Consider the following 25,665-nt stretch of genomic DNA (forward strand, 5'->3'; position numbering starts at 1 on the left):
CGGCCGCCGCCAGCCGGGTCAGACCACGAAGCCCGCCGGGTCGAACACCCACGGCTCGCGTGGCAGCCCCCGCGGGTCGAACGCCGCCACCGCGCCCTCGAGGGGGCCGGCCGGCAGGCCGAGCGACTCCAGGAGGCGGTCCCGGACGCGCTCCGGCGTCCAGCGGGGGTCCTGCGCCGCGAGGTCGGCGAGGGTGACGGCGCCGTCCCGCTTGGCCAGTCGCCTCCCCCCAGCGTTGAGCACGAGGGGAACGTGCAGGTACTCGGTGGGCGGCGCCGTCTCGCCGCGCGCCGCGCTGAGCAGCTCAGCCAGCCAGCGCTGGCGTGGCGTGGAGTCGAGCAGGTCGTCGCCGCGCACCACCTGGTCCACGCCCTGGGCCAGGTCGTCGACGACGACGGACAGGTTGTACGCGTAGGCACCGTCGTTGCGGCGCAGGACGAGGTCGTCCACGAGGCCCGTGACCTCGCCGTGGAGGACGTCGCGGGCGTGGGCCCGCGGCACGGTGCCCGCCGGCAGGCCGGCCGCCCGTGCCGCGTCGATCCGCAGCGCCGCCGGCCGCGTCCGACGACGCTCGGCCCGCTCGTCCTCCGTCAGGCCGCGGCACGTGCCCGGGTAGAAGCCCGGAGGCCGCCGTGCGGCGCCCGAGGCGAGGGAAGCGTCGGGTGCCGCGCCGCCGTCGTCGCCCCTGGGCTCCGCGGTGGGGTGCGGTGCGGACGTGGCCTCCGCGATGTCCTTGCGGGAGCAGAAGCACTCGTACGCCACGTCCGCGCCGTGGGCGGCGCGCAAGGCGGCGACGGACGCGTCGTAGCGGGGAGTGCGCTCGGACTGGCGCACGGGCGGGGCGTCCCACGTGATCCCGACGGCGGCGAGGTCGGCGAGCTGTTCGGCCTCGGCCCCGGAGCGGACGCGGTCCAGGTCCTCGACGCGCAGCAGGAAGGGCCGGCCCGACGCGCGGGCCGCCAGCCACGAGACCAGTGCGGTGCGCAGGTTGCCCAGGTGCAGGGTCCCCGTGGGCGAGGGTGCATAGCGGCCAGCGGACATGGGACCTCCTGACGACGTGAAAGACCCCTCACGCACCTGCCAGAGCCCACCTACCCTTGCTACCTTCCGGTCCTGGGGGAGTTCAGCGAGATGACACCACGTGAGGGGCCGTCCACGAGTCTACCAGCGCTCGGACGCAGGGCCAGTCGGGCGGGCGATTGGCGTCCCGGCGCGCCACCTGGTTATGATGGAGCCTGCCCTTGTGCGGTCTTCCGCATCGGGGCAGCCAAGGAGGATTCGCCTAGCGGCCTATGGCGCACGCCTGGAACGCGTGTTGGGTTAACGCCCTCGGGGGTTCAAATCCCCCATCCTCCGCGGGTAAGCCCCGTCACCCCCGTGGTGACGGGGCTTTTCGCATGACTGGAGGATCTGGGCGACCCGTCCGGAGGATCTGGACGAGCGCGGGTGTGGGTGCGGCGGCGGGCGCACGGGCTCAGGGAGTCACGCGTCGACCAATGATGAGACGGGCATCACAGAGTGGCGTACTGTTCCCCTCAGCAGATTCCCTTCCTGCCGCGGGGCGCCTTCCCTGATCCCGCTCCGTCTCGGTGCTCGCACCCCGACTTCGGAGACTCACCATGACCTTCGCCGAATTCATCGATGAGGCCAACGGCTACATCTGGTCGTTGCCCCTGATCGGACTCTGCCTCCTCGCAGGCGTCTACTTCTCTCTCCGCACGGCCTTCCTCCAGGTCCGGGGCATCCCCGACATGCTCGCCCAGCTCAAGAACGGCGAGAAGTCCGCGGACGGCACCTCGTCCTTCCAGTCCCTCATGATGTCCCTCGCCGGCCGTGTCGGCATGGGCAACATCGGCGGCGTGGCCACGGCCATCGCCTTCGGCGGTCCGGGCGCTGTCTTCTGGATGTGGATGGTCGCCTTCCTGGGCGCCGCCACCTCCTTCATCGAGTGCACGCTCGGCCAGATCTACAAGGAGAAGGACAAGGACACCGGCGAGTACCGCGGCGGTCCGGCGTACTACTTCGACAAGGCCTACAAGCACACGGCGTTCGGCCCGGTCCTGAAGGTCTACGCCGTGATCTTCGCGATCGTGACGGTCTTCGCCACCAGCTTCTTCCTCCCGGGCGTGCAGGCCAACGGCATGGCGTCGTCCATCAACGAGGCCTGGGGTGCGCCCGCGTGGGCCGTGGCCATCGGCATCGTCATCATCCTCGCGTTCATCGTGGTGGGCGGCGTGAAGCGCATCGCGACGTTCGCCGTGTACGTCGTCCCGGTGATGGCGGTCCTGTACATCATCCTGGCGCTGATCGTCTTCTTCCTGAACTTCTCTCAGATCCCCGCCGTGTTCGGAGCGATCTTCTCCAGCGCCTTCGGCACGCACGCGATCTTCGGCTCCATCCTCGGCCTCGCCGTGCAGTGGGGCGTCAAGCGCGGCGTCTACTCGAACGAGGCCGGTCAGGGCACCGGCCCCCACGCGGCCGCCGCTGCGGAGGTCTCCCACCCGGCCAAGCAGGGCTATGCGCAGGCCTTCGCCGTCTACATCGACACCCTGTTCGTCTGCACGGCCACGGCGTTCATCATCCTGTCCACCGGCATGTACCGCGTGTACCAGGGCGAGGCCGTGACCACCCCGGTCCTCTTCGAGGGGAACCTCCCCGCCGACTCCAAGGTGGGCCCCGCCTTCGTGCAGAACGGCTTCGACACCGTCTTCACCGGCTTCGGCCCCTCCTTCGTGGCGGTGGCCCTCGCGTTCTTCGCGTTCACCACGATCGTGGCGTACTACTACATGGCGGAGGTCAACGTCGCGTACCTGTTCCGCGGCGCCAAGAACTCGACCGTCCGCCGCGTGGTCATCCGCCTGCTGCAGGGCCTGATCCTCGTGTCCGTGGCCTACGGCGCCGTCACCACCACCGGTGCGGCCTGGGGCCTCGGCGACATCGGCGTGGGTTCCATGGCGTGGATGAACATCATCGGCATCCTGTTCCTGCAGGGCCCCGCCCTGAAGGCCCTCAAGGACTACCACGCCCAGAAGAAGCAGGGCCTGGACCCGCAGTTCGACCCGCGCCCGCTCGGCATCCGCAACGCCGACTTCTGGGAGCTGCGCTCGGACGGGCTCGTCCGCGAGGGCATGACCGGCGAGGAGCTCGAGCGCCACGCGGCCGGCACCCCGGGTGCCACGTCCGTGCGCGACGGCGGCGTGGACGAGGCCGGCTCGCACCGCGCCTGACGCGTCGTCCGCCGACACGACGGGCGCCGGCCCGGTCGGCAGAAAGGGGCAGGATCTGCGTCCTCGACGCAGATCCTGTCCCTTTTCGCAGGTCCGACCGGAGGGACGGTCCGACCGGGGGGGCGGGCTGTCCGGCTCCGGTGATGACGGGCCGCCGCCGTCGGCCGCCAGGGTCCGCTCAGAACAGCTGGCGGATGTTCGCCTTGGCGAGGTCGATGAGCTCGGTGCCCTTGCCGTCCAGCACGGTGCGGATCGCGTAGAGGGCGAAGCCCTTGGCCTGCTCGGCCTCCACGCTCGGCGGGATCGTCAGCTCCTGGCGCTCGGTCGTGACGTCGAGGATCGCGGGGCCCTCGTGGGCCAGGAAGGCGTCCACGGCGTCCGGCAGCTCCTTCGACGTCTCCGCGTGGAAGCCGCGCAGGCCCACCGCCTCGCCCACCACGGAGAAGTCCGGGCTCTTCAGGTCCGTGGCGAACGTGACGAAGCCCGCCGCCTTCATCTCGAGCTCCACGAAGTTCAGCGAGGAGTTGTTGAACACCACCACCTTGACGGGCAGGCCGTTCTGCACGAGGGTGAGCAGCTCGCCGAGCATCATGGAGAGGCCGCCGTCGCCGGCGAGCGCGATCACCTGCCGCCCGGGGTACGCGGCCTGTGCGCCGATCGACTGCATGATGGCGTTGGCCATGGAGCCATGGTTCATGGACCCGATGAGCCGGCGGCGCCCGTTCATGGTGAGGTAGCGCGCTGCCCAGATCACGGGCGAGCCCACGTCCGGGATGAAGACGGCGTCGTCGGCGGCGCGCTCGTCGATCAGGCGGGCCAGGTACTGCGGATGGATCGTGGAGCGGGACGGCGTGGCCAGCTCGTCCAGGTCCTTCCGCGTCGTGCGGTACTCCTTCAGGATCTCCTCGAGGAACGCCGACGACGCGTTGCCGCGCAGCCGCAGCAGCAGGGCCTCCGCGGTCTCCTTCACCCCGCCCACGAGGGGCACGTCCACCGCGATGCGCCGGCCGATCTGCTCGCCCCGGATGTCCACCTGGATGACCGTCGCGTCCTCGGGGTAGAACTGGCGGTAGGGGAGCGAGGAGCCGAGGATGAGCAGCGTCTCCGCTCCCTTGAGCGCCTTGTAGCCGGAGGAGAAGCCGAGCAGCCCGGTGAGGCCGACGTCGTACGGGTTGTCGTACTCCAGGTGCTCCTTGCCGCGCATCGCGTGGACGATGGGCGCCTGGAGCCGCTCGGCGAGGGCCACCACCTCGCGGTGGGCGCCCGCCGCGCCGGCGCCGGCGAGGATCGTGATCCGCTGGGCGGCGTTGAGCGCCTGGGCCGCCTCCGCGAGCAGCGTGTCCGCGGGGACCACGGTGGAGGGCGTGTGCCGGACGGCCTCGGCGGGGGCGTCGAGCTCCGTCAGCGCCACGTCGCCGGAGATCACCAGCACGGCCACACCGCGCTGCTCGACGGCGGCGCGCATCGCCGTGCGCAGCAGGCGGGGCATCTGGTCCGCGGAGGAGACGTGCTCCACGTACACGGAGCACTCGCGGAAGAGCTCCTGCGGGTGGGTCTCCTGGAAGTAGCCGGAGCCGATCTCCTCGGAGGGGATGTGCGCGGCGATCGCCAGGACGGGCGTGCGGGTGCGCTGCGCGTCGAACAGGCCGTTGACGAGGTGCAGGTTGCCCGGGCCGCACGAGCCGGCGCACACCGCGAGCTCGCCGGTCAGCTGGGACTCGGCCGAGGCCGCGAACGCCGCCGACTCCTCGTGTCGGACCGGCACCCACTCCACGCCGCCGTGGTCGCGCAGCGCGTCCGTGAGGCCGTTGAGGGAGTCTCCGGAGACGCCGTACATCCGGCGGACCCCGGATGCGTGGAGGCTCTCGACGATGTTGCGGGCGACGGTGGCCATGGTGCGCACCTCTCTGGGTCGGGGGAGGCGCCCCGCTCGGGAGGGGATGCGCCGCTTCCCGGTCCACGCTAGGACGGAGCCGTGCGGAAGGACAGGGCCCGGGGTCCACTCGGGCCATGTCCTCCTGCTCACACCTCCGCTCCCGCGGGGTGGCTCAGCGGTTCAGCAGCCCCGGGTGGAACCGCTCGGTCACCCGCGGATGGGCGCGCGCGAAGCCCTTGAGCATGTTGGAGCCGAAGGAGGCGAGCATCGGGTTGGTCGGGTCGTCGGAGACCCCGCGGGCGTCCGCGGCCAGCTCGGCCGGGAGCTCCACCTTCTCGATCACCGCGTCCAGGCGGGGGGAGTAGAAGAACGGCACGGAGTAGCGGTCCACGCCCGGCGGCGGGGACTGCACGCGGTGGATCGTGGCCATGAGGTAGCCGTCCGTGGCCACCTCGAGCATCTCGCCGAGGTTCACCACGAGCGCGCCCGGGATCGGCTCCACCGGCAGCCACGCGTCCTGGCCGTAGGGGCGCACCTCGAGGCCGCCGACCTCGTCCTGCAGCAGGAGGGTGATGAACCCGTAGTCGGCGTGCAGCCCCACCCCCTGCGTCCCGGCCTCGGCCACGCCGCCGACGTAGTGCGCCAGCTTGGCCATCCACGCGCGGTCGCCGTCGAACGCCGCGGAGAAGTGGTCCTCGTCCAGGCCGATGGCCACGCAGAGCGCCTTGAGGAGGTCCTCGCCCACGCGGTCCATCAGCGCCGTCCACGCCATGGCGGTGCGCTCGAGCTCGGGCATGCCGGCGGGCCACTGGTTGCGGCCCTGCAGGTGCCAGAACTCCTCCCCCTCACCGATCCGCTCGGCCGGGACCGGCTCGCGGTCCGCGGAGAAGTCCAGCTGCTCGCGGGAGTCGGGGCGGCCCTGCGTCCGCTCGGCGGCGATCGCCGAGTAGCCCCGGTAGTGCGGGGACTCCTGGTTGTGCTGCGCCAGCTTCTCCGCCTCGGGGCGGGCGAAGAACTCGGCGGTCACGCGGAACAGCGCGTCCACCTGGCCGGGCTCCGCGCCGTAGCCCACGATCTGGAAGAAGCCCACGTTGTGCGCCGCGAAGCGCAGGCGCTCCAGGAACGCGGGGTCGAAGGAGCCGTCGGGCCGACGCATGGTCGACAGGTCGAGGACGGGAACCTCGAGCGGGGCGGTGCCCCGCGCATCGGCGGGGGAGGGGGTGTCGGTTGCGTGCGCGGTCATGGGCCCAGTGCACTCTCGACGCCGGCCGGCCGCCACTTCCGGTGTCGCCGTGTTGACGCCGGTGACGCCCCGTGACGCGGACCCGCTCAGCCGAGGAGGTCCCGCTCCGCCCACCGCAGGAGGGACTCGCCGGCGCGCTCGTGCACGTCCTCCGCCTGGCCGACGCCGCGCTCCGCGAGGTCGGCGGCGGTGAGGACGCCGTACGCCTTCTCCGGGATCCCGTCCTCCGGGCGGACGTCCATGTGCTCCACGCGCGCGCCCATGGCGTGCAGGGCGTCCGCCATGGCGTAGTCGGAGCGGGAGTCGCCCGCGGTGATCCAGCGCTCGGGGACGGCGACGCCGTCGTCGGCCATCAAGCCCAGGCACCGCTCGACGCCGAGGTCCTTGCCGGAGGAGGCGTGCTCCACGTCGATCGAGATGATGGTGGGGTCCACCTCGAACTCCTCGGCGAGGCCCCGCCTCTCCAGCAGGTCCTCGATCGCCTCGACGACCTCGTCGCGCACCCGGGTGAACTCGGCGTCGTCCGCGCCCACCTCCTCCTCGAGGGAGACCATGACCAGCTTCGTCCGGTCGGCGAACATGACGTCCTCGTCCCGCTCCTCGTTCACGGCCCACATCGCCTCGCGCAGCTCGGGGTCGATCGCCATGTCCGGATCGGTGCGGACCCAGTTCGGGACGGGGGCGTCGACGCTCACCTCGGGCAGCTCGCGCTCGGGGACGGCGGAGAAGGGGAACCACACGGCGCCCTTCTCGCAGACGGCGTAGAACGGCGCGTCGTCGGGAAGCCCCGCCGCCCGCAGCGGGGCGATCACGCTGTGCAGGAGGAAGTCGGCGGAGCGGCCCGTGTTGAAGCCGATCGGCACGCGCCGCTGGGCGAGCCGTGCGAGGGTGGTGATGATCCCCTCCGGCACGGTGCGGGTCTCGGTGGAGGCCAGGGGACCGTCCACGTCCAGCAGGAGTCCGAGGGGGGAGGGGGCGCTCATGCCCCCAGCCTAGGCGGGGCGCGGGGGTGGGAGGCCAGACGGCGTGGGAGAGGCACCTGACGGAGGCCGCTCCGGGTTGGCTACGCTGACCACGAACGGCATCCGCATGCGCGGGCGCCATCCGACCCCGACCTGGGAGAGACCATGAGCACCGCCGCCCCCGGCCAGCCCCCCGCCCCGCACTCCGCCCACGCGGCCACCGCCCGCGCCGACCGGAGCGTCGACCTGGGCCGGACCTCCCGCGGCCGTCAGGCGGTCATGCTGCTGGTCGTCCTCGCCTCCCTCGTGGCCGCCTTCCTCGGCTCCGGGGCGTTCCTCCGCGACGCGACCGGCGGCTGGTTCACCGACGACGGCTCCTGGCTCTCCCCGTCCCGCCCCGCCCTGTGGCTGTGGGCCCTGGTGGGACTGGGGCTGCTCGCCTCTGCGCTGTGGCAGTTCCTGCCCGCCGCGCAGACCGTGCGCCACGACCGCCTGCGCCCGTGGATCATGGCGAGCGCCGTGCTCGGCGCCGCGTGGATCTGGACGATCCACGCCGCCTGGCTCCTGGTGAGCGTCGTCGTCGCGCTGCTCCTCGTGGCCGTGCTGTTCCGGGTCCTCACGCTCCTGGAGTCGGGCCATCCCCGCACCGTGGCCGAGCGCGTCCTCGTGGACGGCGTGCAGGGGCTGCACCTCGGCTGGGCCACGTTCCTCCTCGTCGCGAGCCTCGCGGCGTGGCTCACCTCCGCCGGCTGGGCCGCGGGGCTCATGCCCACCACGTGGGCGCAGACCCTGATCGTGGTCGCCGCGATCGTGGGCCTCTTCACCGCCGTGTACGACGGCGGCCGGCTGACCCCGGCGCTCGCCCTCGCCTGGGGGCTCCTGTGGGTGGGCGTGGGCCGCTCGGACGGCGCCGGCCTGTTCTCCGGCGCGGTGGCGGTGACGGCGTGGGGCGCGGCCGTGATCGTCCTGCTCGGGTGGGTCGCCTCCCTCCTGCTGTCCCACGTGTCCGCGACGGGTGAGGCGCGCGACCTCGTCCTCGACGCCATCGACGGCGGCGACGACCCGATCGATGGCCGCCGCTGACTCTGGACCCGACCGGAGACGGCAGGGGCGTGCCACACGAGAATCCGGTGCAATGACCGTGGGAGGATGACTCCGACGGAGGGCCCCGCCGCACGGCGGGGCCCTCGCCCGTCCCCACCACCGTCAGGAGCCCCCGTGACCCCTCTCCGTCCTCTGCGCACCGGACTCGCCGCCGCCTCCGCAGCCCTCGCCCTCGTCGGCTGCACCGCCTCCGATCCGTCGCCCGCGAGCGGTCCGCCGTCCGCCGCGGGCACCAGCGGCGCCGCCGTCCATCCCGCGGCGGAGGTGTCGCCCTCCACCGCGCCCTCCGATGCCGTGGAGGGCGACGCGGCGGTGGTCGTCCGGGTGGTCGACGGCGACACCGTCGACGTGCGCAAGGACGGCGAGGCCGCCGTCACCCGGGTCCGCCTCCTGAACATCGACACCCCCGAGACGAAGCACCCGAGCAAGGCGGTGCAGTGCAGGGGCCCGGAGGCCGCCGCGCTCCTCGAGTCCCTCCTGGAGGAGGGGGACCACGTCACCCTCCAGTACGACGAGGAGCGCTACGACAGGTTCCACCGCACGCTGGCCGGCGTGTTCGAGGGCGCCACGCTCGTGAACGCGGAGATCGCGCGAGCCGGCCTGGGCGTGCCCGTGGTGTTCGAGCCGAACCGTCGCTTCTACGACGAGGTGCTCGCCGCCTGGAACGAGGCGGAGGAGGACGGCGCCGGGCTGAACCAGCCGGGCCTGGACTGCTCCCTGCCGGTCATGGCCGAGCAGGCACCGGCGGGAGCGGAGCCCGCGGAGGGCGTGCTCGAGGAGCTCGCACTGGCGTACGTGGGCGCCGCGTCCGGTGAGCAGGCCTGGATGAGCGCCCTCTACCCGGACGTGCTCTCCCGTGTGAAGCACCTCGTCTCCACCGGCACGTCGAGCGCTGGGGAGGGCGCCGGCCGGGACGAGGCGCCGACGGCGAGCGCGGCTCCGGAGCAGCGGGCCGAGGGTCAGCGTGCCGCGGAGGGCCGTGCCGCCGAGCAGCGGGCCGAGGAGGAGCGGGCAGCCGAGCAGCGGGCGGCACAGCAGCGCGAGGCCGAGCAGCGGGAGGCTGCCCGGAAGCGCGAGGCGGCCGCAGCGTCGGCCCGGGCTGCTGAGGCCGAGGCCGAGGAGAGGGCCGCTGCCGCGCGTCGCGCCGCAGAGGAGAAGGCGGCCGAGACCGCGCCCCGGAACGTCGCGGGCACGTCCGGCGGATCCAGCTCGGGGTCCTCGTCCTCCGGCCGGCCCTCCGGCGGGACGTCCAGCAAAGCGCCGAACCGCTGCTACGCCCCGGGCGGCGAGACCTTCGTCTACTGCGACGAGGAGGGGTCCTCGGGTTCAGGCGGTTCAGGCGGTTCAGGCGGCTCGGGATCGGGGTCGGGGTCGGGGTCGTCGGGCTCCGCAGCGGGCGCCGGCGGTCCGGTGGCCGGCAGCGGCGGCGTCTGCCCGGACGGCTACCCGGTCAAGGTGAGCAGCTCGGGCAAGTACCACGTGCCCGGCGGAGAGCACTACGACCAGACGAGCGCGAAGAACTGCTACGTGTCGACCTCGGCCGCAGCGGCGGCCGGCTTCATCGCCTCCCAGCGCTGAGGCCGTGAGCCTCCTCGCAGAGGAGGCCCCCCGGCCTCGGCCGCGAGGAGACGAACGGGCGCCCACCTCGATGAGGTGGGCGCCCGTTCGTCGTGCCGGGGACGTGAGGCTCAGGACGTGGCGTGGCGGGGGCCGGAGCCGCCGTCAGAGGTGTCCGGGGCGTCCTCGTGGGCGGCCCGCAGCTCGTAGCCCTTCTCCTCCAGCTCCTCCTGCTTCTCCACCTTCTTCACCAGGGCGTCGGTGTCCTTGGGGGGCAGGCGCACGGCCTTCTCGGCGGGCATGCCGGCGGTCAGCTGCTTGGCGCGCTCCACCTCGGTGTCGATCTCCGCGCCGAGCAGCAGCACGATGTTGAAGATCCACAGCGCGAAGAGCAGGGCCATGATGCCGCCGATCGCGCCGTAGGCGCTGTAGCCGGCGAACTGCGTGAGGTACACGGACAGCGCGACGGCGGCGAGGGCCAAGCCGACGAGCGCGAAGACGTTGCCCGGGCCGAACATGTGGAAGCTCGGCTTCTTCACGTTCGGGGTGGTGTAGTACAGGGTCGCGATGAGCAGGAGCAGCAGCACGATGACCACGGGCCACTTCACCCAGGCCCAGATCGGCAGGAAGGTGTCGAGCAGGAAGTCCACCACGCCGCCCAGGCCGAGCGGCTGGGCGATCGGGGCGAGGAAGCCCTCGACGAGCGACTTGTTGAGGGCCAGGGAGATCAGCACGAGCACGATGCCCACGATCAGGATGAGCGTGGTGAGGAGGTTGGTGAGGGTCAGCTTGACGAAGCCGCGCCCCTCCTCGTAGTTGTAGACCTGGTTCATGCTGCGGTTGAACGCCTTCACGTACGCGGAGGCGGACCACAGGGCGGTCAGGATGCCGATCACCAGGGCGATGATGCCGCCGGTCGCCTGGTTGCTCATGGTGGTGATCATGTCCGTCACCATGGGCTCGTACTCGACGGGCACCGCGCCGGCGATCTGGTTGATCAGGTCGTCCACGGACTGGCGGTTGTTGGAGAGGACGAGGCTGAGGATGGAGAAGATCGCGAGCAGGGACGGGGCCAGCGAGAGCACCATGAAGTAGGTGAGCTTCGCGGCGAGGTCTGTGCCGCCGTCGTTGCCGAACTCCTTGAGGGCACGGGTGAGGGCGTACTTCCAGCCCTTGCCGTCCAGCTTGACGTCCTTCAGGCGCTCCGTGCGCTCCTCCGGGTCGATCCTCGCGCCCTCGAGGGTCGCGTCGACGGGGTGAATGGCCACGGTGGGTCCTTCCGCATGACAGGTCAGGGGTCGCGCCCACAGTAGCCGACCCGGGCCGTCAGAGCCCGGGCCGGGGACCCGTCAGCACTCGGGGACGTTGACGGCGAGCCCGCCGCGCGAGGTCTCCTTGTACTTGGACTTCATGTCCGCACCGGTGTCACGCATCGTCTTGATCGCCTGGTCCAGGCTCACGCGGTGCGTGCCGTCGCCGAGGAGGGCGAGGCGGGCGGCGTTGATGGCCTTCACGGACGCGATGGCGTTGCGCTCGATGCAGGGCACCTGGACGAGGCCGCCCACGGGGTCGCAGGTCAGGCCGAGGTTGTGCTCGATTCCGATCTCCGCCGCGTTCTCCACCTGCTCGGGGGTGCCGCCGAGCACCGCGCACAGCGCGCCGGCCGCCATGGAGCAGGCCGAGCCGACCTCGCCCTGACAGCCGACCTCGGCGCCGGAGATGGACGCGTTGCGCTTGTACAGGATGCCGATGGCCGCGGCGGTGAGGAGGAAGTCCACCACCTTGTCCTCGCGCTCGGCGTCCGTGGCGTCCTCCGGCATCTCGAACCGCTTGAAGTAGTGCATCACCGCGGGGATGATGCCGGCGGCGCCGTTGGTGGGGGCCGTGACGATGCGTCCGCCGGAGGCGTTCTCCTCGTTCACCGCCAGGGCGAAGAGGTTCACCCACTCCATGGCCCACATCGGGTCCTTCTCCCCGGTCTGGGCCTCGAGGTGCGCGCGCAGGGCGGGGGCGCGACGGCGGACCTTCAGCCCGCCGGGCAGGATCGGCTCGGTGCGGGTGGTGCCGTTCTCGACGCACTCCTCCATGACGGCCCAGATGGCCAGGAGCTTGCCGCGCAGCTCCCCGAGGTCGTGCTTGACCGCCTCGTTGGCCAGCATCAGCTCGGCGATCGAGATGCCGTTGGCGCGGCAGTGGGCCACCAGCTCGGCGCCCGAGGAGAACGGGTAGGGCTCAGCGCCCTCGGTGGCCTCGTCCTTGCGGTTCACGTCCCGGGCCTCGTCCAGCTCGGCCTCGAGCTCGTCCGAGGTGACCACGAATCCGCCGCCCACGGAGTAGTAGTCGCGCGTGTGCAGCTCCTCGCCGGCCTCGTCGAAGGCGGTCAGGCGCATGCCGTTGGGGTGGCCGGGCAGGTTCTGCCGCATGTGCAGGACCATGTCCTTCCTGCGGTCGAAGTGGATCTCCCGGCGGCCGTCGAGCGGCATGCGGCTGCTGTCCACGATGTCCTTGACGAGCCCCACGCAGGCGTCGGGGTCGATGGTCTCCGGGTCCTGGCCCGCGAGGCCCAGGAGGACGGCGGTGTCGGAGCCGTGGCCGATGCCCGTGGCGGCGAGGGAGCCGTACAGCTCCGCCTTCATGCGGTGGGTGGAGTCGAGCACGTTGTTCTGCTGCAGGCTGGAGGTGAAGCGGCGCGCGGCGCGCATGGGACCCACGGTGTGGGACGACGACGGGCCGATGCCGATCGAGAACAGGTCGAGGACGCTCAGCGACATGCCGGGGACTCCTTGGTTGCCGGGACGGGGCCCGGGATGTGGGGCGCTCCGCGGGAGGCGTCCGGCGCGTCGGTCCGGGCTCACCGGAGGACGGGCGCCGTGGTCGACCCTCCTGTGCCGTCCAGCGTAGGGGCAGACCGGGCCTCAGAGCACGTTGTCGGGGCTCTCCTCCACGGTGGCGGCGGCCCGGAAGGCGGCCAGGTCGCGCAGGTAGTCGGCGGCGCCCGTGAAGTCGGGGCGGGGGGCGTTCGCCCTCAGCATGACGGCCCGCAGCGGCTCGAGGCTCCGGCTCAGGGGCACCACGTCCTCGCACCCCTCGGCGTCGGCGAGGGCGCGCAGCTGCCACCACGTCGGGGCCATGAGGTTCACCGCTCCCGCCCGGAAGCGCTCGAGCAGCGCCGCGGGGGTGGCCCAGCAGTGATGGGCGGCCTCGGTCGAGACCCGCTCGGGGGACTGGCCCGCGGGCAGGCGGACCACGAAGAAGAAGGTGTCGTAGCGCCGCGCGCCGCCGGGCGGCGTGATCCAGCGCGACCACGGGACGAGCGCCCCGACGTCGGGGGCGAGGCCCTCGTGCGCCAGGAACGCGCCGAAGTCCACCTCGTGGCGCTCCACCTGCGCGCGCAGCTCAGCAGGGAGCGCGGCCACGCGCTGCGCGTCCACCGGGACGCCGGTGGCCGCGTCCCGGGCCAGGAGCACGCCCACCTCCTCGAAGGTCTCCCGCACGACGGCGGCCAGCAGGCGCCCGGCGGCGCGCTCCGGGGCGAGGTCCCAGAGGGTGCTCCGCGCGCCCTCCGGCTCCCCGGGCAGGCCGAGCCTGTCCGCCCACCCCGCGAGGTCGACCCCGTCCCACAGGGCGGGCGGCAGCTCGTCGGCCGGGTCCACCCGTCCGCCGGGGAAGGCCGTGGCGTGCGCGCTGAAGGCCATGGTGGCGGCGCGCTGGAGGGCGAACACCTCGAGGCCGCCCTCCTCGCCCGGGCGCACCAGGAGGAGGGAGGACGCCGGGCGGGCGGGCGCATCGAGGGGCGGAGTGCCCTCGTGGGGGGTGCGGGGCGGGTGGGAGGCTGTCACCACCGTCACACTAGTCAACCGGGGTTGTGTAGCGTGAGCCCTGCATGCCGTGCGCGCCACGAGCAGGGCCTCATCCCGCTCGGCGTCACGCGGCCCCGAGCGGAGATTCGAGGAGGAGTCACCCGTGAAGATCGTGGTGCTGGTCAAGCAGGTGCCGGACACGTGGCAGGAGCGTGAGCTGAGCCTGGAGACTGGTTGGGTGGTGCGCGACGGCGCGGCCGAGCCCGTGCCGGACGAGATCAGCGAGCGCGTCATGGAGGTCGCCCTGGGCTGGCGGGACGCCGGAGCTGACGTCGAGATCGTGGCCTTGACGGTGGGCCCCGAGGACTCCTCGAAGACGCTGCGCAAGATGCTGGCCATGGGGGCGGACTCCGCCGTGCAGATCACCGACGACGCCCTCGTCGGCTCGGACGCCGTGGAGACGGCCCGCGTGATCGCCGCGGCCGTCGAGAAGGAAGGCGCCGACCTCGTGCTCGCCGGCACGCTGTCCACGGACGGCGGCACCGGCGTGGTGCCGGCCATGGTCGCCGAGCTCCTGGACCGGCCCTACCTGCCGCATGCTGAGGCCCCCGAGTTGGTCGACGGCGAGCTGACCGGCACCGTGGCGACCTCGGACGCGGACGTGCGCGCCGCCGTCGCCCTGCCCGCCGTGGCGAGCCTGACGGAGAAGACCGCGGAGCCACGGTTCCCGAACTTCAAGAACATCATGGCGGCCAAGAAGAAGCCGCTCACCGTGCTGTCCCTGGCCGACCTCGGCATCGCCGCGGGCCCGGCCCAGGCCGCCTACCGCTCCGTGATGGTCTCGGCGGACACGCGCCCCGAGCGTGCCGCGGGCGAGAAGATCACCGACGACGGCACCGCCGCCGAGCGGCTGGTGGAGTTCCTCGCGGGTCGGGGGCTCGTGTGAGCGCGAACGTGGAGGAGACCGAGATGACGACGCAGACCGATGCCGCGAACAGCGGTCAGACCGTGCTGGTGCACGCCGAGATCGGCGCGGACGGCGCGCTCCGCCCGGTCGTGGCCGAGCTGCTCGGCGCCGCCGCCACCGTGGGCGTGCCCGAGGCCGTCCTCGTGACCGGCGCGGAGGGCAGGGACGCCGCCGTCGCCCGTCTGGGGGAGTACGGCGCCACACGCGTCCACGTCCTTGTGGCCGACGACGCCGCCACCACCCTGGGTGACGCGGCCGTGCAGGCCCTGACGGCCGTGACCGCCCGCACCGCGCCCGTGGCCGTGCTGCTCTCCGGCAGCCCGGAGTCCCGCGCGGTGGCCGGCCGTCTGTCCGTTCGGGCCCGCGGCCCCGTGTGCGCGGACGCCGTGGGGCTGCGGTGGGCCGACGATGAGGTCATCGCCCGCCACTCCGTGTTCGGCGGCGACTACCTCAGCGAGTCCACCGGCGAGGGCGGCCCCCGGATCATCACCATGCGCCCCGGCGCCGTCGCGGACCGGGCCCCGGCCGTCGAGGCGCCCGAGGTCGTGGAGCTGGCCGCCGCCGAGCTGGGCCCGGTGACCGCCGGCGCCCGGGTGCTCGAGGTGAGCGCCCGGACGCAGAACTCCGCCCGCCCGCCCCTGCGCGGTGCGAAGACCGTCGTTGCCGGCGGCCGCGGTGTGGGATCCGAGGAGGGCTTCGCGATCATCGAGCAGCTCGCCGACGAGCTCGGCGCCGCCGTGGGCGCCTCACGCGCCGCCGTGGACTCCGGCTACACCGCGGCCGACCGCCAGGTGGGTCAGACCGGCGTGATCGTGTCCCCGAACCTGTACATCGCCCTGGGCATCTCCGGAGCCATCCAGCACCTGGCCGGCATGAAGACCGCCAAGACCATCGTGGCGATCGACAAGAACGAGGACGCCGAGATCTTCGAGCACGCCGACTTCGGTGTGGTCGGGGACATCTTCCAGGTGGTCCCGCAGGTCATCGAGCAGCTGCGCACCCGCCGCGGCTGAACCGGTGCGGGCGCGGTCCGCCTCGGACCGCGCCCCTCGGACGAGGAGAAGCATGCCCAAGCAGCGAATGGCCGGATACGTCCCCCTGAAGGGCGCCCCGACCGAGCCCGCCCCCGCCCTGGCGCAGGACACCACGACGGCGGCCCCGGCCCCGGTGGTGGCGCCCGCCGCACCGGTGGCGCCGACCGCACCGGTGGCCGCGGCCGCCGCCCCGGTGGCGCCGACCGCACCGGCGTCGGCTCTGACCCCCCTGTCCACGCGACGCCGCATGGCCGGATACGTCCCGTTCGCCCGCGAGGCCGAGTGGCTCGGCGGGGCCCCCGCCCCGGCCGCCGGCTCGACCCCGGCCGCGGCTTCGGCGCGGCCTGCCGCCCCCGAGCCGATCGCCGCCTCGGCGTCTCCGACGCAGGCCCCCGCACCCGTGGTGACCGAGCCCGTCGTGCCGGACGTGGCGGCCGCCGTCGCCGCCTCCTCGTCCGGTGCGTCGGCCGCCGCCGGGGCTGGCACGCCCGTGGAGTCCGACCTCGTGCCACTCGCAGAGCGGCGGCGCATGGCCGGGTACGTGCCGTTCGCCCGGGAGGGGGAGTGGTTCACCGAGCTGGCCGCCGTGGGCGCCCCCACCGCGCCGGAGACGGTGGCGCAGGAGGTCGTCCCACCGGAGCCGGCCACCGCCGAGCCCGCCGCCGCGGCGCCGGCCCGGCCGGTCGTCGCCGAGCCGGCCGATGCGGAACCGGCCCTCGCCGCCCCCGTGGCCGCGGCGCCGGCCGCGGAGCCAACCCCCACCGCGCCGGACACCCGTTCGGCCCCGCCGGCCTCCGCCGCGCAGCCGCCCCGGGCCGCCCCCGGTGCCGCCCCCGGCACGCCCGCCCGCGCCGCTGACGCTGCCGCCCCGTCCCGTCTGCGCAAGGCGCTGCCGGCGGTGGCCGGCGTCGTGGTGCTGGCGCTGCTCGCGGTCCTGGCCGGGCGCTGGCTGCGGAGCCTGGACCCGGTGGCGGACTTCATCGCCGCCTACGACGGGCACCCCGTGCTGCCCGAGGGCACCCCCGAGGGGATGCCCTGGTGGATGGGCTGGCAGCACTTCCTGAACATGTTCCTGATGGTGCTGATCATCCGGACGGGCCTGCAGATCCGCCACGAGACGCGGCCTCCGGCCAACTTCACGCCGACGAAGGACGGCCTGTTCTCCGCACGGGGCAACACCCCGAAGAAGTTCTCGCTCACCATCTGGATGCACCAGGCACTCGACGCGCTGTGGCTGCTCAACGGCGCGATCTTCGTGGTGCTGCTGATCGTCACCGGCCACTGGGCGCGGATCGTGCCCACGGACCCGCACGTGTTCCAGCACGCCCTGTCCGCCGGCATTCAGTACCTGTCCCTGGACTGGCCCACGGAGAACGGCTGGGTGCACTACAACGCGCTGCAGATGCTCTCCTACGCGCTGGTGGTGTTCGTGGCTGCCCCGCTCGCCGCCCTCACGGGCTGGCGCATGTCCTCGTGGTTCCCCACGGAGGCCAAGGGGCTGAACAAGGCGTTCCCCATGGAGGCGGCCCGCAAGGTGCACTTCCCGGTGATGGTCTTCTTCGTGGCGTTCATCCTGGTGCACGTGTTCCTCGTGGCCTTCACGGGCCTGCTGACGAACCTGAACCACATGTACACCTCGCGCGGCGGGGCGACCGACGCGTGGGGCCTCGTGGTCTTCCTCGTGAGCGTGGCGGTCACCGCCGCCGCGTGGTTCTTCCTGAAGCCCGCCTTCACGGCCCCCGTGGCCTCCCGGTTCGGCACCGTGGGCCGCTGAGTCGTCGTGTGGTCCACCAGATGGTCGTGGCGAAGAAAATAGTTGCACGTCCGACTATTGCCCCTTAGTGTGATCCGGAACACAGCGACGTCGCCCGTCGCGGTGCCCCCGCACCCTAGGTGTACCCGGTCAGGACGTTGGTGGCACGAGGGAGCTTGAACAAAGGAGAACCTCCGGGTGGGATGTGGCTTGTCTAAGGCCCACATCACAAACCCAGAGGTTCTCATGTCCCACGGTAGCGCCCGCCTGACCGTTCACGGCCGTCGACTCATCGTCCAACGCCACCAAGCCGGATGGGCTCAAGCCCACATCGCCGCCGCGATGGGGGTCTCACGAAAATGCGTGAAGACCTGGATCGACCGGTACGCGTGCGAGGGCGATGCAGGCCTGGCCACGCGTTCCTCCCGCCCCCACACCAGCCCCACGAGATCTTCTGCAGCCACGGAGCAGGCGGTGCTCGCCGCTCGCGCCGAGCACCGGTACGGGCAGGACCGTCTTGCCCCGCTCACCGGGGTTCCAGCACGCACGATCGGCAGGATCCTGCGTCGTCATCACGTGCCCCGCCTGGCCGCATGCGACCCGATCACCGGGGAGGTGATCCGTTCTTCGAAGACGACCACGCGCCGGTACGAACGAGACCGGCCCGGGGAACTGGTCCACGTGGACGTGAAGAAGCTGGGCAAGATCCCCGAGGGCGGGGGCTGGAGAGCACGAGGACGCGCGGCGACCGAGGCTGAGAAAGGCCGGCGCCCCAAGATCGGATACGACTACGTGCACGCGATGGTCGATGACCATTCCCGCCTGGCCTACGCCGAGGTCCTGGCCGACGAGACCGGGCAGACGTGCGCGGGATTCCTGCAGCGGGCCGCGGCGTACTTCGCCTCTCGGGGGATCACGAGGATCGAGCGTGTCATCACGGACAACGCGTTCGCGTATCGCCATAGTGCAGCGTTCCGGGCCGCGGTGGCCGGGCTCGGGGCCAGGCAGAAGTTCATCCGCCCGCACTGCCCGTGGCAGAACGGCAAGGTCGAGCGGTTCAACCGGACGCTGGCGATCGAGTGGGCCTACCGGCAGGTGTTCACCTCCAGTGCTCACCGACAGGACGCGCTTGCCCCGTGGTTGGAGTACTACAACACTGAGCGGGGTCACGCCGCGCTCGGAGGACACCCGCCCATGAACCGGGTGCCACCAACCTCATGACCGGGTACACCTAGGGCGTGTCTGACAATGCCTTCGACCACGCGAGCACAGCATTCAGGACCACAGCGGCCCTGTAGATGATCGCGTACTTGTCATACCGGGTCGCCAGACCCCGCCACTGCTTCAGGTGAGCGTACTGACGCTCGATGACGTTGCGGCCCTTGTAGGCGTCCGCGTCGAGGCCGACGGGGCGCCCGCCGCGGGCACCGCGCCGTCTGCGGTGGCCCTGCTGGTCGGCTGGTTCGGGGATGACCGCTTTGATCCCACGGGCGCGTAGGTGGGTGCGGATCGCCCGGGAGGAGTACGCCTTGTCGCCCAGCACGGCCTCGGGGCGGGTCCGGGGCCGCCCTACTGGCCGGGTCACGCGCAGCTGCTCCAAAAGAGGAAGCAGCATCGGGGAGTCCCCTGCCTGGCCGGGGGTGATCAGGCTGACCAGCGGCAGCCCGGTCCCATCGACGAGCTGATGGATCTTCGTGCTCAGCCCGCCACGGGAGCGCCCGATGCCGTGATCGGCCGGCTCCTCACGCGGATTCTTGTAGTTCGATCCATCCCCCTGTGTGGCGGGTGATGTTCGTCGCGTGCTGGTGGGCGCGGGCGATCGTGGAGTCCACCGAGACCGACCAATCGATCAGGCCTTCGGCGTCAGCGGCGGCGGTCAGCGTGGCCAGCACCGTGTCCCAGGTGCCTTTTTCGGCCAAGCGCCGATGCCAGGTCCACACGGTCTGCCAGGGCCCGTAGACCTCGGGCAGATCCCTCCAAGCGATTCCGCACCGGTACCGGTAGATGATCGCCTCCACCATGGTGCGGGCGTCGGCGAACGGCCTGCCGGCGCGGCCGGTCCGGGTCGGGAGCATCGGGGCGATCAACTCCCATTGGGTGTCAGAGAGCATCTGGAACCGGGACATGTCCCCAGGGTCTCAGCTGACTCGTGCATCTATTCTCAGACACGCCCTAGTTGCGCGGACCTCCTGGGATCGGGCCATGGTGCCGGCCGCTTGCCGGGCGGCACCCCGACAAGGGTACACGTTATGCTGTACCGTTCTAGGCATGAGCACCACGACCCTCACTCATGTCTCGGCGTTGTCCCGACTGGGCCATGCCCTCTCTGATGACACCCGGACCCGGATCCTGCTGGCCCTGCGTGATGGGCCGGCCCGCCCGTCGGCGCTGGCCGGGGAGCTGGGGGTGTCCAAGCAGGTGATGTCCAACCAGTTGGCCTGCCTGCGCGGCTGCGGGCTGGTGACCACTACCGCCGAGGGCCGCAACGTCTGGTACGCCCTGGCCGACCCCCGGCTGGGCCAGACCCTTGGGGAGCTGCTGGAGTTGACGCTGACCATCGACCCGGATTGCTGCTCCGCTGCGGGATGCACCTGCGCATGAGCACCCTCACGCTGAGCTCCAAGCCCCTCACGGACGACCGCCGTGCGGTCCTGCACCGCCGGATCCGCTGGATCGTGGCCGGAACCATCACCTACAACGTGATCGAGGCGGCCATCGCCCTGGCCGCCGGCACCGTGGCCTCGTCCTCCGCGTTGATCGGCTTCGGCTTGGACTCCATCGTGGAGGTCCTCTCCGCCGCCGCGGTGGCCTGGCAGTTCGCCACCCCGGACCCGCACCGCCGGGAGAAGGTGGCGCTGCGCCTGATCGCCTTCTCCTTCTTCGGCTTGGCCGCCTTCATCACCGTCGACGCCGTGCGCACCCTGTTCGGGGCCGGGCAACCGGAGCATTCCACGGTGGGGATCGTGCTGGCCGCCGTGAGCTTGGCCATCATGCCGTTCGTGTCCTGGTTCGAGCGGCGCACTGGCCGCGAACTCGGGTCCGCCTCCGCGGTGGCCGACTCCAAACAGACCCTGATCTGCACCTACCTCTCGGCGGTCCTGCTGGTGGGCCTGGTCCTCAACAGCACCCTGGGCTGGACCTGGGCCGACCCAGTCGCGGCCCTGGTGATCGCCGCCGTCGCCCTCAAGGAAGGGGTGGAGGCCTGGCGCGGGGATGCCTGCTGCACCCCCGCCTCCGCGCTGATCGCCGGGGACCAGAACGAGAAGGACGGCGATGGCTGCGGGGCGGATTGCGCCTGCTGTGCGCATTCAGCGTGCCTTCAGTATCGCCGGACAGGATGGTGACGTTCAGCTGATGATTCATCGAGTGGAAGAGACCCTGGTATGAGCGGACACGATCATTCCCATGCTCTTCCGGCGGCGGGCCGGCGGGGCCGGCTGGCCGTGGTCTTCTCCATCACCGCGACGATCATGGTCGCCGAGGTCATCGGCGCGCTGGCTTCGGGCAGTCTGGCCCTGCTGGCCGACGCCGGGCACATGTTTACTGACTCAGCCGGGTTGCTGATCGCCCTGACCGCCACGACCCTGGCGCTGCGCCCGGCCACGGACAAGCGCACCTGGGGGTACAAGCGCGCCGAGATCATCGCCGCGGCCGCGCAGGCCGCGGTGCTGCTGGCCGTGGGCGGCTTCGTAGCCGTGGAGGGCGTACGCCGGCTCATCGAACCCCCCGAGGTCGAATCCACCGCGATGCTCTGGTTCGGGGTGATCGGTTTGGCTGGCAACCTCATCGGTCTGGCGATCCTGGCCTCTTCCCGAGGTGAGAACCTGAACATGAAGGCCGCGTTCCTGGAGGTACTCAACGACGCCCTGGGATCGGTCGCAGTGATCGTTTCGGCGATCGTGATCGCCACCACCGGCTGGAATCGCGCCGATGCGGTGGTGTCCCTGTTGATCGCCGCACTGATCGTGCCCAGAGCCCTGATCCTGCTTCGCGACACCATCGACGTACTCATGGAGACCACCCCCAAGGGCTTGGACCTGGAGGCGGTCCGCATCCGGCTATCGGAGCTGCCGCACGTGCTGGAGGTCCATGACCTGCACGCTTCACGCATCGACTCCGACACCCCCGTGCTCTCCGCGCACGTCACCGTGCACAACGGCTGCCTGACCGCCGCGCACCTGGGCACTGTGCTGACCGACCTGCAACGGTGCGTGGCCCAGGATTTCCAAGTACCCATCGAACACTCCACCTTCCAAATCGAACCGGCCACCCACCCCCACACTGAGACCCTCCACCCCTGACCCACCCCTGCATCCCAGCCCCAGCTCATTCCCACCCCGACGGCACGGTGCCGTCGCCACCGACCGAAACGGATCCCTTCGTGAGCACACCGACCCGCAATCCGACCCCCTCTGATCCGTCAACACCGGGCACCACATCCCGCAAGGCCAAGACCATCGTCTGGGTCGTACTGGCCGCTGTGGTGCTGGCCGGGCTGATCGTCGGAGTGGTGGCCGCCAGCGGCCCCCGCGACGCCGCCCCCCAGGGCTCCGGGCAAACTGCCTCCTCCGAGACCGGGCAGAGCGCCCCCTCGGAGGCCACGCCGGTGATGCGCCCAGACAGCCGGGTACTGTCCAAGGCCCCGAACGAGCAGGCCGTGCTGGTGGAGTTCCTGGACTTCGAGTGCGAGGGCTGCAAGGCCGCCTACCCGGTCGTGGAAGAACTGCGCGCCGAGTACGCCGACACGGTGACCTTTGTGCACCGCTACTTCCCGCTGCCCGGACATCCCAACTCGATGACCGCCGCCGTAGCCGTGGAAGCCGCCGGCCAGCAGGGACAGTACGAGGCGATGTATCAGCAGATGTTCGACACCCAGGAGCAGTGGAGCCATACCACTGAGGACCGGAGCCCGGTGTTCCGCGGTTACGCCGAGGATCTCGGCCTGGACATGGCCGCCTACGATGCCGCGGTGGCTGACCCGGCCACCCGCGACCGCATCGAGGCCGACGTGGCCGACGGGACCGCGCTGGGCGTGCAGGGCACCCCGACCTTCTTCCTGGACGGACAGATGCTCACTCTGAACACCCTCGAGCAGTTCCGCGCCGAGGTCGACGCCGCCGCCACGACGGACTGACCGGGCCCATGAGTGTCCCCGACACCGACACCAATTCACCCGTGACGATCCCCACGACCACCACCGACCGCCCTGCCGGTACCGGGCAGGCCTCCGACGTAGCGGGGATACCGACTGTCGCCCGGCACCGTCCGTTCGGCCTGGTGCTGTTGATCACCGGGGTGGTCGGCTGGGTGGCCTCGGCGATCCTGGTGCTCGAACGCCTGGAGCTGTACGAGGATGCCGGGTACATCACCAGCTGTGACATCAACCCCTGGGTGTCTTGCGGGAAGGTGATGGGGACCTGGCAGTCCGAGCTGTTCGGCTTCCCCAACCCGTTGATCGGCATCGTGGCGTTCGCCGTGGTCATCACCACCGCCATGGTGACCCTCTCCGGGGCGAGCCCCGGGCGCTGGTACTGGGCCGGCCTGCAGGCCGGGGTCACCGCCGGCACGGTGTTCACCATCTGGCTGTGGTCCCAGGCGTTGTTCGAGATCCACATCCTGTGCCTGTACTGCATGATCGTGTGGGCGGCGATGATCCCGCTGTTCATCCTGCTCACCGTGCGCAACCTCGCCCACGGCGTGATCCCCGCGCACGCCGCGGTGGTGCGGTTCTCCGCCGGCTGGGCCGGAACCCTGGTGGCCATCGCCTATGTGGCCGTGGCCGCCTCGGTGTTCTGGACCTTCTTCCCGGCCCTCACCGGTTACTGACACACCAGCCGCACTACGGCCCGCCCACGCGCCCGCAACGAGGAGAAACCACACCATGGCCGAGACCGACGTGCTAGTGATCGGCGCCCGCCAAGCAGGGCTGGCGCTCGGGCACTACCTGAGGCGTGAGGAGCCGAGCTGTCGGCAAAGCCGGACACAGGTTGGGAAACCGAGAAGGGCAGGCAGTAGGTTCCTTGTCCAACAGGCCCTCTACCGCCACGTCGCGACAACCGGGCAGCTCCGTGAGGATGGAGGCAAGGTCCTCGCCCGGAAAGGAAGTACATGATCGGCTGGCTGGAGCGGTGGCAGATTCCCTTGTACCTGGTTGCCCTGGGAGCCGGTGCCGCTTGCGGAAGCGGCATAACCGAACCGACACCGTGTCCACGATCAAGGGCCAAGGCCCCACTCCTACTCCGGCCTCATCTGACCCCGCTCCGGCACCACCACCGCGGCCGAAGTCGCCGACGTTTGATCGCCTCGATGAAGGGAAATTCGCTATGCCGCCGATCGACCAGTGGGTCACGTTCGAACCCCTCACCGGCTCACCCGTCGGCATCGCCGCTCTGCTGTTCGCGGCACTGTATCTGCGAGGAGCGATCTGGATGTGGCGAAACAGGCGCCGTTGGGCGATCGCCCGCACAGCATCGTTCCTGATCGGGTGCGCCCTGATCTTCGCTATCACGATGTTCGGTGTGAACCGTCTCGCGACGGAATCCATCACAGCGCTGGTGTTCCAGCAGATCACCCTGCTGACCGTCGTTCCGCCGCTCCTCATCGCAGGGTCACCCGGGCTGCTGCTCCTGCGCAGCACACCGCACACCGGCCTCGGGCGTCTCGTGCTCCGTGCCGCGCACGGGGGACTGCGCTCACGATTCTGGAGCGCCGCACTGCACCCTGTGGTCGCCATCGTCATTGCGATACTGCTGTACCCGGTCCTCTACCTGACCGACGCGATCAGCGTCATCATGCGCATCCCCTTCGGCCAGGACGCCTTGCTCTTCGTCATCCTCGTCCTCGGCATCGTCTCGGCAACACCGCTATGGTCCTCCGATCCGCTACCGCGCCAACCCTCCTTCGCCGCACGATTCGTCGATATCGCCGTCGAGATCCAGATCCACGCCATTTTCGGCCTGATCCTGCTCCGTACCGCCACACCGCTGTTCAGCGCATACGCCACCCCCACAGGCAGCCATGACCCCGTCATCGACCAGGCGATCGCCGGCACGCTGGTATGGACCTACGCGGAGCTGCCGATGTTCGTAGTGCTCATCGTCTGCCTGTCCCGCTGGCGAGCCCGCGACGTGCGCACCTCGAGACAGCGACAGAAAGCCGAGGACGCCGAACTCGACTCTTACAACGAGTACCTCGCCAGCCTCTCCCGAAGACGGAACGAGAGCTAGGGCATGTCTGACAATCGTTTGGACCACGCGAGCACAGCGTTCAACACCACGGCGGCCCGGTAGACGATCGCGTACTTGTCGTACCGGGTCGCCAGGCCCCGCCATTGCTTCAGGTGCGCGTACTGGCGCTCGATCACGTTCCGGCCCTTGTAAGCCTGCGAGTCCAGGCCCACGGGACGGCCACCGGCCGAGCCGCGGCGCCTGCGGTGGCCCTGCTGATCCGCCGGCTCGGGGATCACGGCTTTGATCCGGCGGGCACGCAGGTGGGTGCGGATCGCCCGGGAGGAGTACGCCTTGTCGCCCAGCACCGCCTCGGGGCGGGTCCGGGGCCGCCCTACCGGCCGTGCCACGCGCAGCCGCCCCAGCAGCGGCAGCAGCATCGGGGAGTCCCCGGCTTGGCCGGGGGTGATCAGGCTGACCAGCGGCAGCCCGGTCCCATCGACGAGCTGATGGATCTTCGTGCTCAGCCCGCCACGGGAGCGCCCGATGCCGTGATCGGCCGGCTCCTCACGCGGATTCTTGTAGTTCGATCCATCCCCCTGTGTGGCGGGTGATGTTCGTCGCGTGCTGATGCGCGCGGGCGATCGTGGAGTCCACCGAGACCGACCAATCGATCAGGCCTTCGGCGTCAGCGGCGGCGGTCAGCGTGGCCAGCACCGTGTCCCAGGTGCCTTCTTCAGCCAAGCGCCGATGCCAGGTCCACACGGTCTGCCAGGGCCCGTAGACCTCGGGCAGATCCCTCCAAGCGATTCCGCACCTGTATCGGTAGATGATCGCCTCCACCATGGTGCGGGCGTCGGCGAACGGCCTGCCGGCGCGGCCGGTCCGGGTCGGGAGCATCGGGGCGATCAACTCCCATTGGGCATCGGAGAGCATCTGGAAGCGGGACATGCCTTCCAGGGTGTCAGCTGGCCCC

Annotated in this window: 23 protein-coding genes, 1 tRNA gene and 1 other RNA gene; 15 read left to right on the top strand and 10 right to left on the bottom strand. The window is 71.2% G+C overall.

Annotation, left to right across the window (positions count from 1 at the left end; genetic code table 11):
• Positions 1-18: 18 nt before the first annotated feature.
• Both gluQRS and ffs read right to left on the bottom strand, forming a co-directional pair.
• A complete protein-coding gene (gene gluQRS, locus AAG742_RS01360; protein WP_298710453.1) occupies positions 19-1,041 on the bottom strand; it encodes a tRNA glutamyl-Q(34) synthetase GluQRS in 1,023 nt (340 codons plus the stop codon).
• A 16-nt stretch (positions 1,042-1,057) separates the two neighbouring features.
• Positions 1,058-1,154, bottom strand: an RNA gene (gene ffs / locus AAG742_RS01365) — signal recognition particle sRNA small type.
• 117 nt (positions 1,155-1,271) lie between these two features.
• Here ffs and AAG742_RS01370 point away from each other — a divergent pair.
• Positions 1,272-1,356: transfer RNA gene (locus AAG742_RS01370), tRNA-Ser, on the top strand.
• Between the two features lie 263 nt (positions 1,357-1,619).
• Positions 1,620-3,227 (top strand): alanine/glycine:cation symporter family protein, encoded by a 1,608-nt coding sequence (locus AAG742_RS01375; RefSeq protein WP_298710451.1) that lies wholly within the window; start codon positions 1,620-1,622, stop codon positions 3,225-3,227.
• Between the two features lie 178 nt (positions 3,228-3,405).
• Here AAG742_RS01375 and poxB read toward each other — a convergent pair whose 3' ends face one another.
• The 3 genes from poxB to AAG742_RS01390 form a co-directional block, all read right to left on the bottom strand.
• A complete protein-coding gene (gene poxB / locus AAG742_RS01380; RefSeq protein WP_298710449.1) occupies positions 3,406-5,121 on the bottom strand; it encodes a ubiquinone-dependent pyruvate dehydrogenase in 1,716 nt (571 codons plus the stop codon).
• 154 nt (positions 5,122-5,275) lie between these two features.
• The gene (locus AAG742_RS01385) at positions 5,276-6,346 is read right to left on the bottom strand and encodes a 2-oxoglutarate and iron-dependent oxygenase domain-containing protein (RefSeq protein WP_298710447.1); all 1,071 of its coding nucleotides are present in this window, start codon (positions 6,344-6,346) and stop codon (positions 5,276-5,278) included.
• 86 nt (positions 6,347-6,432) lie between these two features.
• Positions 6,433-7,329, bottom strand: coding sequence for a haloacid dehalogenase (locus tag AAG742_RS01390; RefSeq protein WP_298710445.1), 897 nt, complete (start codon positions 7,327-7,329; stop codon positions 6,433-6,435).
• Between the two features lie 144 nt (positions 7,330-7,473).
• Between AAG742_RS01390 and AAG742_RS01395 the strand changes: the two genes are divergently transcribed.
• Together AAG742_RS01395 and AAG742_RS01400 are read left to right on the top strand one after the other, a co-directional pair.
• Positions 7,474-8,391 carry a tryptophan-rich sensory protein gene (locus AAG742_RS01395; protein WP_298710443.1) on the top strand — a complete coding sequence of 306 codons (918 nt, stop codon included), beginning with the start codon at positions 7,474-7,476 and terminating at the stop codon, positions 8,389-8,391.
• A 135-nt stretch (positions 8,392-8,526) separates the two neighbouring features.
• Positions 8,527-9,990, top strand: coding sequence for a thermonuclease family protein (locus AAG742_RS01400; protein ID WP_298710441.1), 1,464 nt, complete (start codon positions 8,527-8,529; stop codon positions 9,988-9,990).
• 110 nt (positions 9,991-10,100) lie between these two features.
• Here AAG742_RS01400 and AAG742_RS01405 read toward each other — a convergent pair whose 3' ends face one another.
• The 3 genes from AAG742_RS01405 to AAG742_RS01415 all read right to left on the bottom strand — a co-directional run bounded on the left by AAG742_RS01405 (position 10,101) and on the right by AAG742_RS01415 (position 13,808).
• Positions 10,101-11,237, bottom strand: a complete 1,137-nt coding sequence (locus AAG742_RS01405; RefSeq protein ID WP_248116549.1) for a YihY/virulence factor BrkB family protein — start codon at positions 11,235-11,237, stop codon at positions 10,101-10,103.
• 81 nt (positions 11,238-11,318) lie between these two features.
• Positions 11,319-12,740 carry an L-serine ammonia-lyase gene (locus tag AAG742_RS01410; RefSeq protein WP_298710439.1) on the bottom strand — a complete coding sequence of 474 codons (1,422 nt, stop codon included), beginning with the start codon at positions 12,738-12,740 and terminating at the stop codon, positions 11,319-11,321.
• A gap of 144 nt (positions 12,741-12,884) precedes the next feature.
• Positions 12,885-13,808 (bottom strand): NUDIX hydrolase, encoded by a 924-nt coding sequence (locus AAG742_RS01415; protein WP_298710437.1) that lies wholly within the window; start codon positions 13,806-13,808, stop codon positions 12,885-12,887.
• Between the two features lie 124 nt (positions 13,809-13,932).
• On the opposite strand from AAG742_RS01415, the gene AAG742_RS01420 reads away from it, so the two are divergent.
• From AAG742_RS01420 to AAG742_RS01435, 4 genes are all read left to right on the top strand, one after another.
• On the top strand, positions 13,933-14,715 hold the full coding sequence (locus AAG742_RS01420) for an electron transfer flavoprotein subunit beta/FixA family protein (RefSeq protein ID WP_248116555.1): 783 nt from the start codon (positions 13,933-13,935) through the stop codon (positions 14,713-14,715).
• Between the two features lie 23 nt (positions 14,716-14,738).
• Positions 14,739-15,749 (top strand): electron transfer flavoprotein subunit alpha/FixB family protein, encoded by a 1,011-nt coding sequence (locus AAG742_RS01425; RefSeq protein ID WP_298710435.1) that lies wholly within the window; start codon positions 14,739-14,741, stop codon positions 15,747-15,749.
• A 52-nt stretch (positions 15,750-15,801) separates the two neighbouring features.
• On the top strand, positions 15,802-17,544 hold the full coding sequence (locus AAG742_RS01430) for a cytochrome b/b6 domain-containing protein (RefSeq protein WP_298710433.1): 1,743 nt from the start codon (positions 15,802-15,804) through the stop codon (positions 17,542-17,544).
• A 225-nt stretch (positions 17,545-17,769) separates the two neighbouring features.
• Positions 17,770-18,744 carry an IS481 family transposase gene (locus AAG742_RS01435; protein WP_271438116.1) on the top strand — a complete coding sequence of 325 codons (975 nt, stop codon included), beginning with the start codon at positions 17,770-17,772 and terminating at the stop codon, positions 18,742-18,744.
• A gap of 10 nt (positions 18,745-18,754) precedes the next feature.
• On the opposite strand, the gene AAG742_RS01440 is transcribed toward AAG742_RS01435, so the two are convergent.
• A protein-coding gene (locus AAG742_RS01440; RefSeq protein WP_343282201.1) for an IS5 family transposase occupies positions 18,755-19,649 on the bottom strand; the annotation gives its coding sequence in 2 pieces (ribosomal slippage) (positions 18,755-19,291 and positions 19,293-19,649; 894 coding nt in all).
• A gap of 142 nt (positions 19,650-19,791) precedes the next feature.
• On the opposite strand from AAG742_RS01440, the gene AAG742_RS01445 reads away from it, so the two are divergent.
• The 7 genes from AAG742_RS01445 to AAG742_RS01475 all read left to right on the top strand — a co-directional run bounded on the left by AAG742_RS01445 (position 19,792) and on the right by AAG742_RS01475 (position 24,749).
• Positions 19,792-20,124: a metalloregulator ArsR/SmtB family transcription factor gene (locus AAG742_RS01445; RefSeq protein ID WP_020628509.1), complete on the top strand. Its 333-nt coding sequence runs from the start codon at positions 19,792-19,794 to the stop codon at positions 20,122-20,124.
• Positions 20,121-20,867 carry a cation transporter gene (locus tag AAG742_RS01450; protein ID WP_069942017.1) on the top strand — a complete coding sequence of 249 codons (747 nt, stop codon included), beginning with the start codon at positions 20,121-20,123 and terminating at the stop codon, positions 20,865-20,867. The genes AAG742_RS01445 and AAG742_RS01450 overlap by 4 nt, the downstream gene beginning before the upstream one ends.
• A 39-nt stretch (positions 20,868-20,906) precedes the next feature.
• Positions 20,907-21,824: a cation diffusion facilitator family transporter gene (locus AAG742_RS01455; RefSeq protein ID WP_036317488.1), complete on the top strand. Its 918-nt coding sequence runs from the start codon at positions 20,907-20,909 to the stop codon at positions 21,822-21,824.
• Between the two features lie 80 nt (positions 21,825-21,904).
• The gene (locus tag AAG742_RS01460; RefSeq protein WP_298714775.1) at positions 21,905-22,657 is read left to right on the top strand and encodes a thioredoxin domain-containing protein; all 753 of its coding nucleotides are present in this window, start codon (positions 21,905-21,907) and stop codon (positions 22,655-22,657) included.
• A 107-nt stretch (positions 22,658-22,764) separates the two neighbouring features.
• Complete coding sequence (locus AAG742_RS01465) at positions 22,765-23,349, top strand: vitamin K epoxide reductase family protein (RefSeq protein WP_227449262.1); 585 nt, start codon at positions 22,765-22,767, stop codon at positions 23,347-23,349.
• A gap of 55 nt (positions 23,350-23,404) precedes the next feature.
• On the top strand, positions 23,405-23,635 hold the full coding sequence (locus AAG742_RS01470) for a hypothetical protein (RefSeq protein ID WP_127913478.1): 231 nt from the start codon (positions 23,405-23,407) through the stop codon (positions 23,633-23,635).
• Positions 23,636-23,846: 211 nt separating this feature from the next.
• Entirely contained in the window at positions 23,847-24,749 is a 903-nt protein-coding gene (locus AAG742_RS01475) for a cytochrome c oxidase assembly protein (RefSeq protein ID WP_036317477.1), read from the top strand.
• On the opposite strand, the gene AAG742_RS01480 is transcribed toward AAG742_RS01475, so the two are convergent.
• Positions 24,746-25,640 (bottom strand): IS5 family transposase gene (locus AAG742_RS01480; protein ID WP_271437915.1). Its coding sequence is split into 2 segments (ribosomal slippage): positions 24,746-25,282 and positions 25,284-25,640, totalling 894 coding nucleotides; the frame shifts between segments, so codons are not numbered across the junction. The genes AAG742_RS01475 and AAG742_RS01480 overlap by 4 nt on opposite strands.
• Positions 25,641-25,665 lie beyond the last annotated feature (25 nt).

This window comes from Micrococcus sp. 2A (assembly GCF_039519235.1).
Taxonomy (GTDB): Bacteria; Actinomycetota; Actinomycetes; order Actinomycetales; family Micrococcaceae; genus Micrococcus.

Coding starts and splice junctions, on each gene's coding strand:
- gluQRS (WP_298710453.1), bottom strand. CDS start 1,041: ATGTCCGCTGGCCGCTATGCACCCTCGCCCACGGGGACCCTGCACCTG.
- AAG742_RS01375 (WP_298710451.1), top strand. CDS start 1,620: ATGACCTTCGCCGAATTCATCGATGAGGCCAACGGCTACATCTGGTCG.
- poxB (WP_298710449.1), bottom strand. CDS start 5,121: ATGGCCACCGTCGCCCGCAACATCGTCGAGAGCCTCCACGCATCCGGG.
- AAG742_RS01385 (WP_298710447.1), bottom strand. CDS start 6,346: ATGACCGCGCACGCAACCGACACCCCCTCCCCCGCCGATGCGCGGGGC.
- AAG742_RS01390 (WP_298710445.1), bottom strand. CDS start 7,329: ATGAGCGCCCCCTCCCCCCTCGGACTCCTGCTGGACGTGGACGGTCCC.
- AAG742_RS01395 (WP_298710443.1), top strand. CDS start 7,474: ATGAGCACCGCCGCCCCCGGCCAGCCCCCCGCCCCGCACTCCGCCCAC.
- AAG742_RS01410 (WP_298710439.1), bottom strand. CDS start 12,740: ATGTCGCTGAGCGTCCTCGACCTGTTCTCGATCGGCATCGGCCCGTCG.
- AAG742_RS01425 (WP_298710435.1), top strand. CDS start 14,739: ATGACGACGCAGACCGATGCCGCGAACAGCGGTCAGACCGTGCTGGTG.
- AAG742_RS01430 (WP_298710433.1), top strand. CDS start 15,802: ATGCCCAAGCAGCGAATGGCCGGATACGTCCCCCTGAAGGGCGCCCCG.
- AAG742_RS01435 (WP_271438116.1), top strand. CDS start 17,770: ATGTCCCACGGTAGCGCCCGCCTGACCGTTCACGGCCGTCGACTCATC.
- AAG742_RS01445 (WP_020628509.1), top strand. CDS start 19,792: ATGAGCACCACGACCCTCACTCATGTCTCGGCGTTGTCCCGACTGGGC.
- AAG742_RS01450 (WP_069942017.1), top strand. CDS start 20,121: ATGAGCACCCTCACGCTGAGCTCCAAGCCCCTCACGGACGACCGCCGT.
- AAG742_RS01455 (WP_036317488.1), top strand. CDS start 20,907: ATGAGCGGACACGATCATTCCCATGCTCTTCCGGCGGCGGGCCGGCGG.
- AAG742_RS01470 (WP_127913478.1), top strand. CDS start 23,405: ATGGCCGAGACCGACGTGCTAGTGATCGGCGCCCGCCAAGCAGGGCTG.
- AAG742_RS01475 (WP_036317477.1), top strand. CDS start 23,847: ATGCCGCCGATCGACCAGTGGGTCACGTTCGAACCCCTCACCGGCTCA.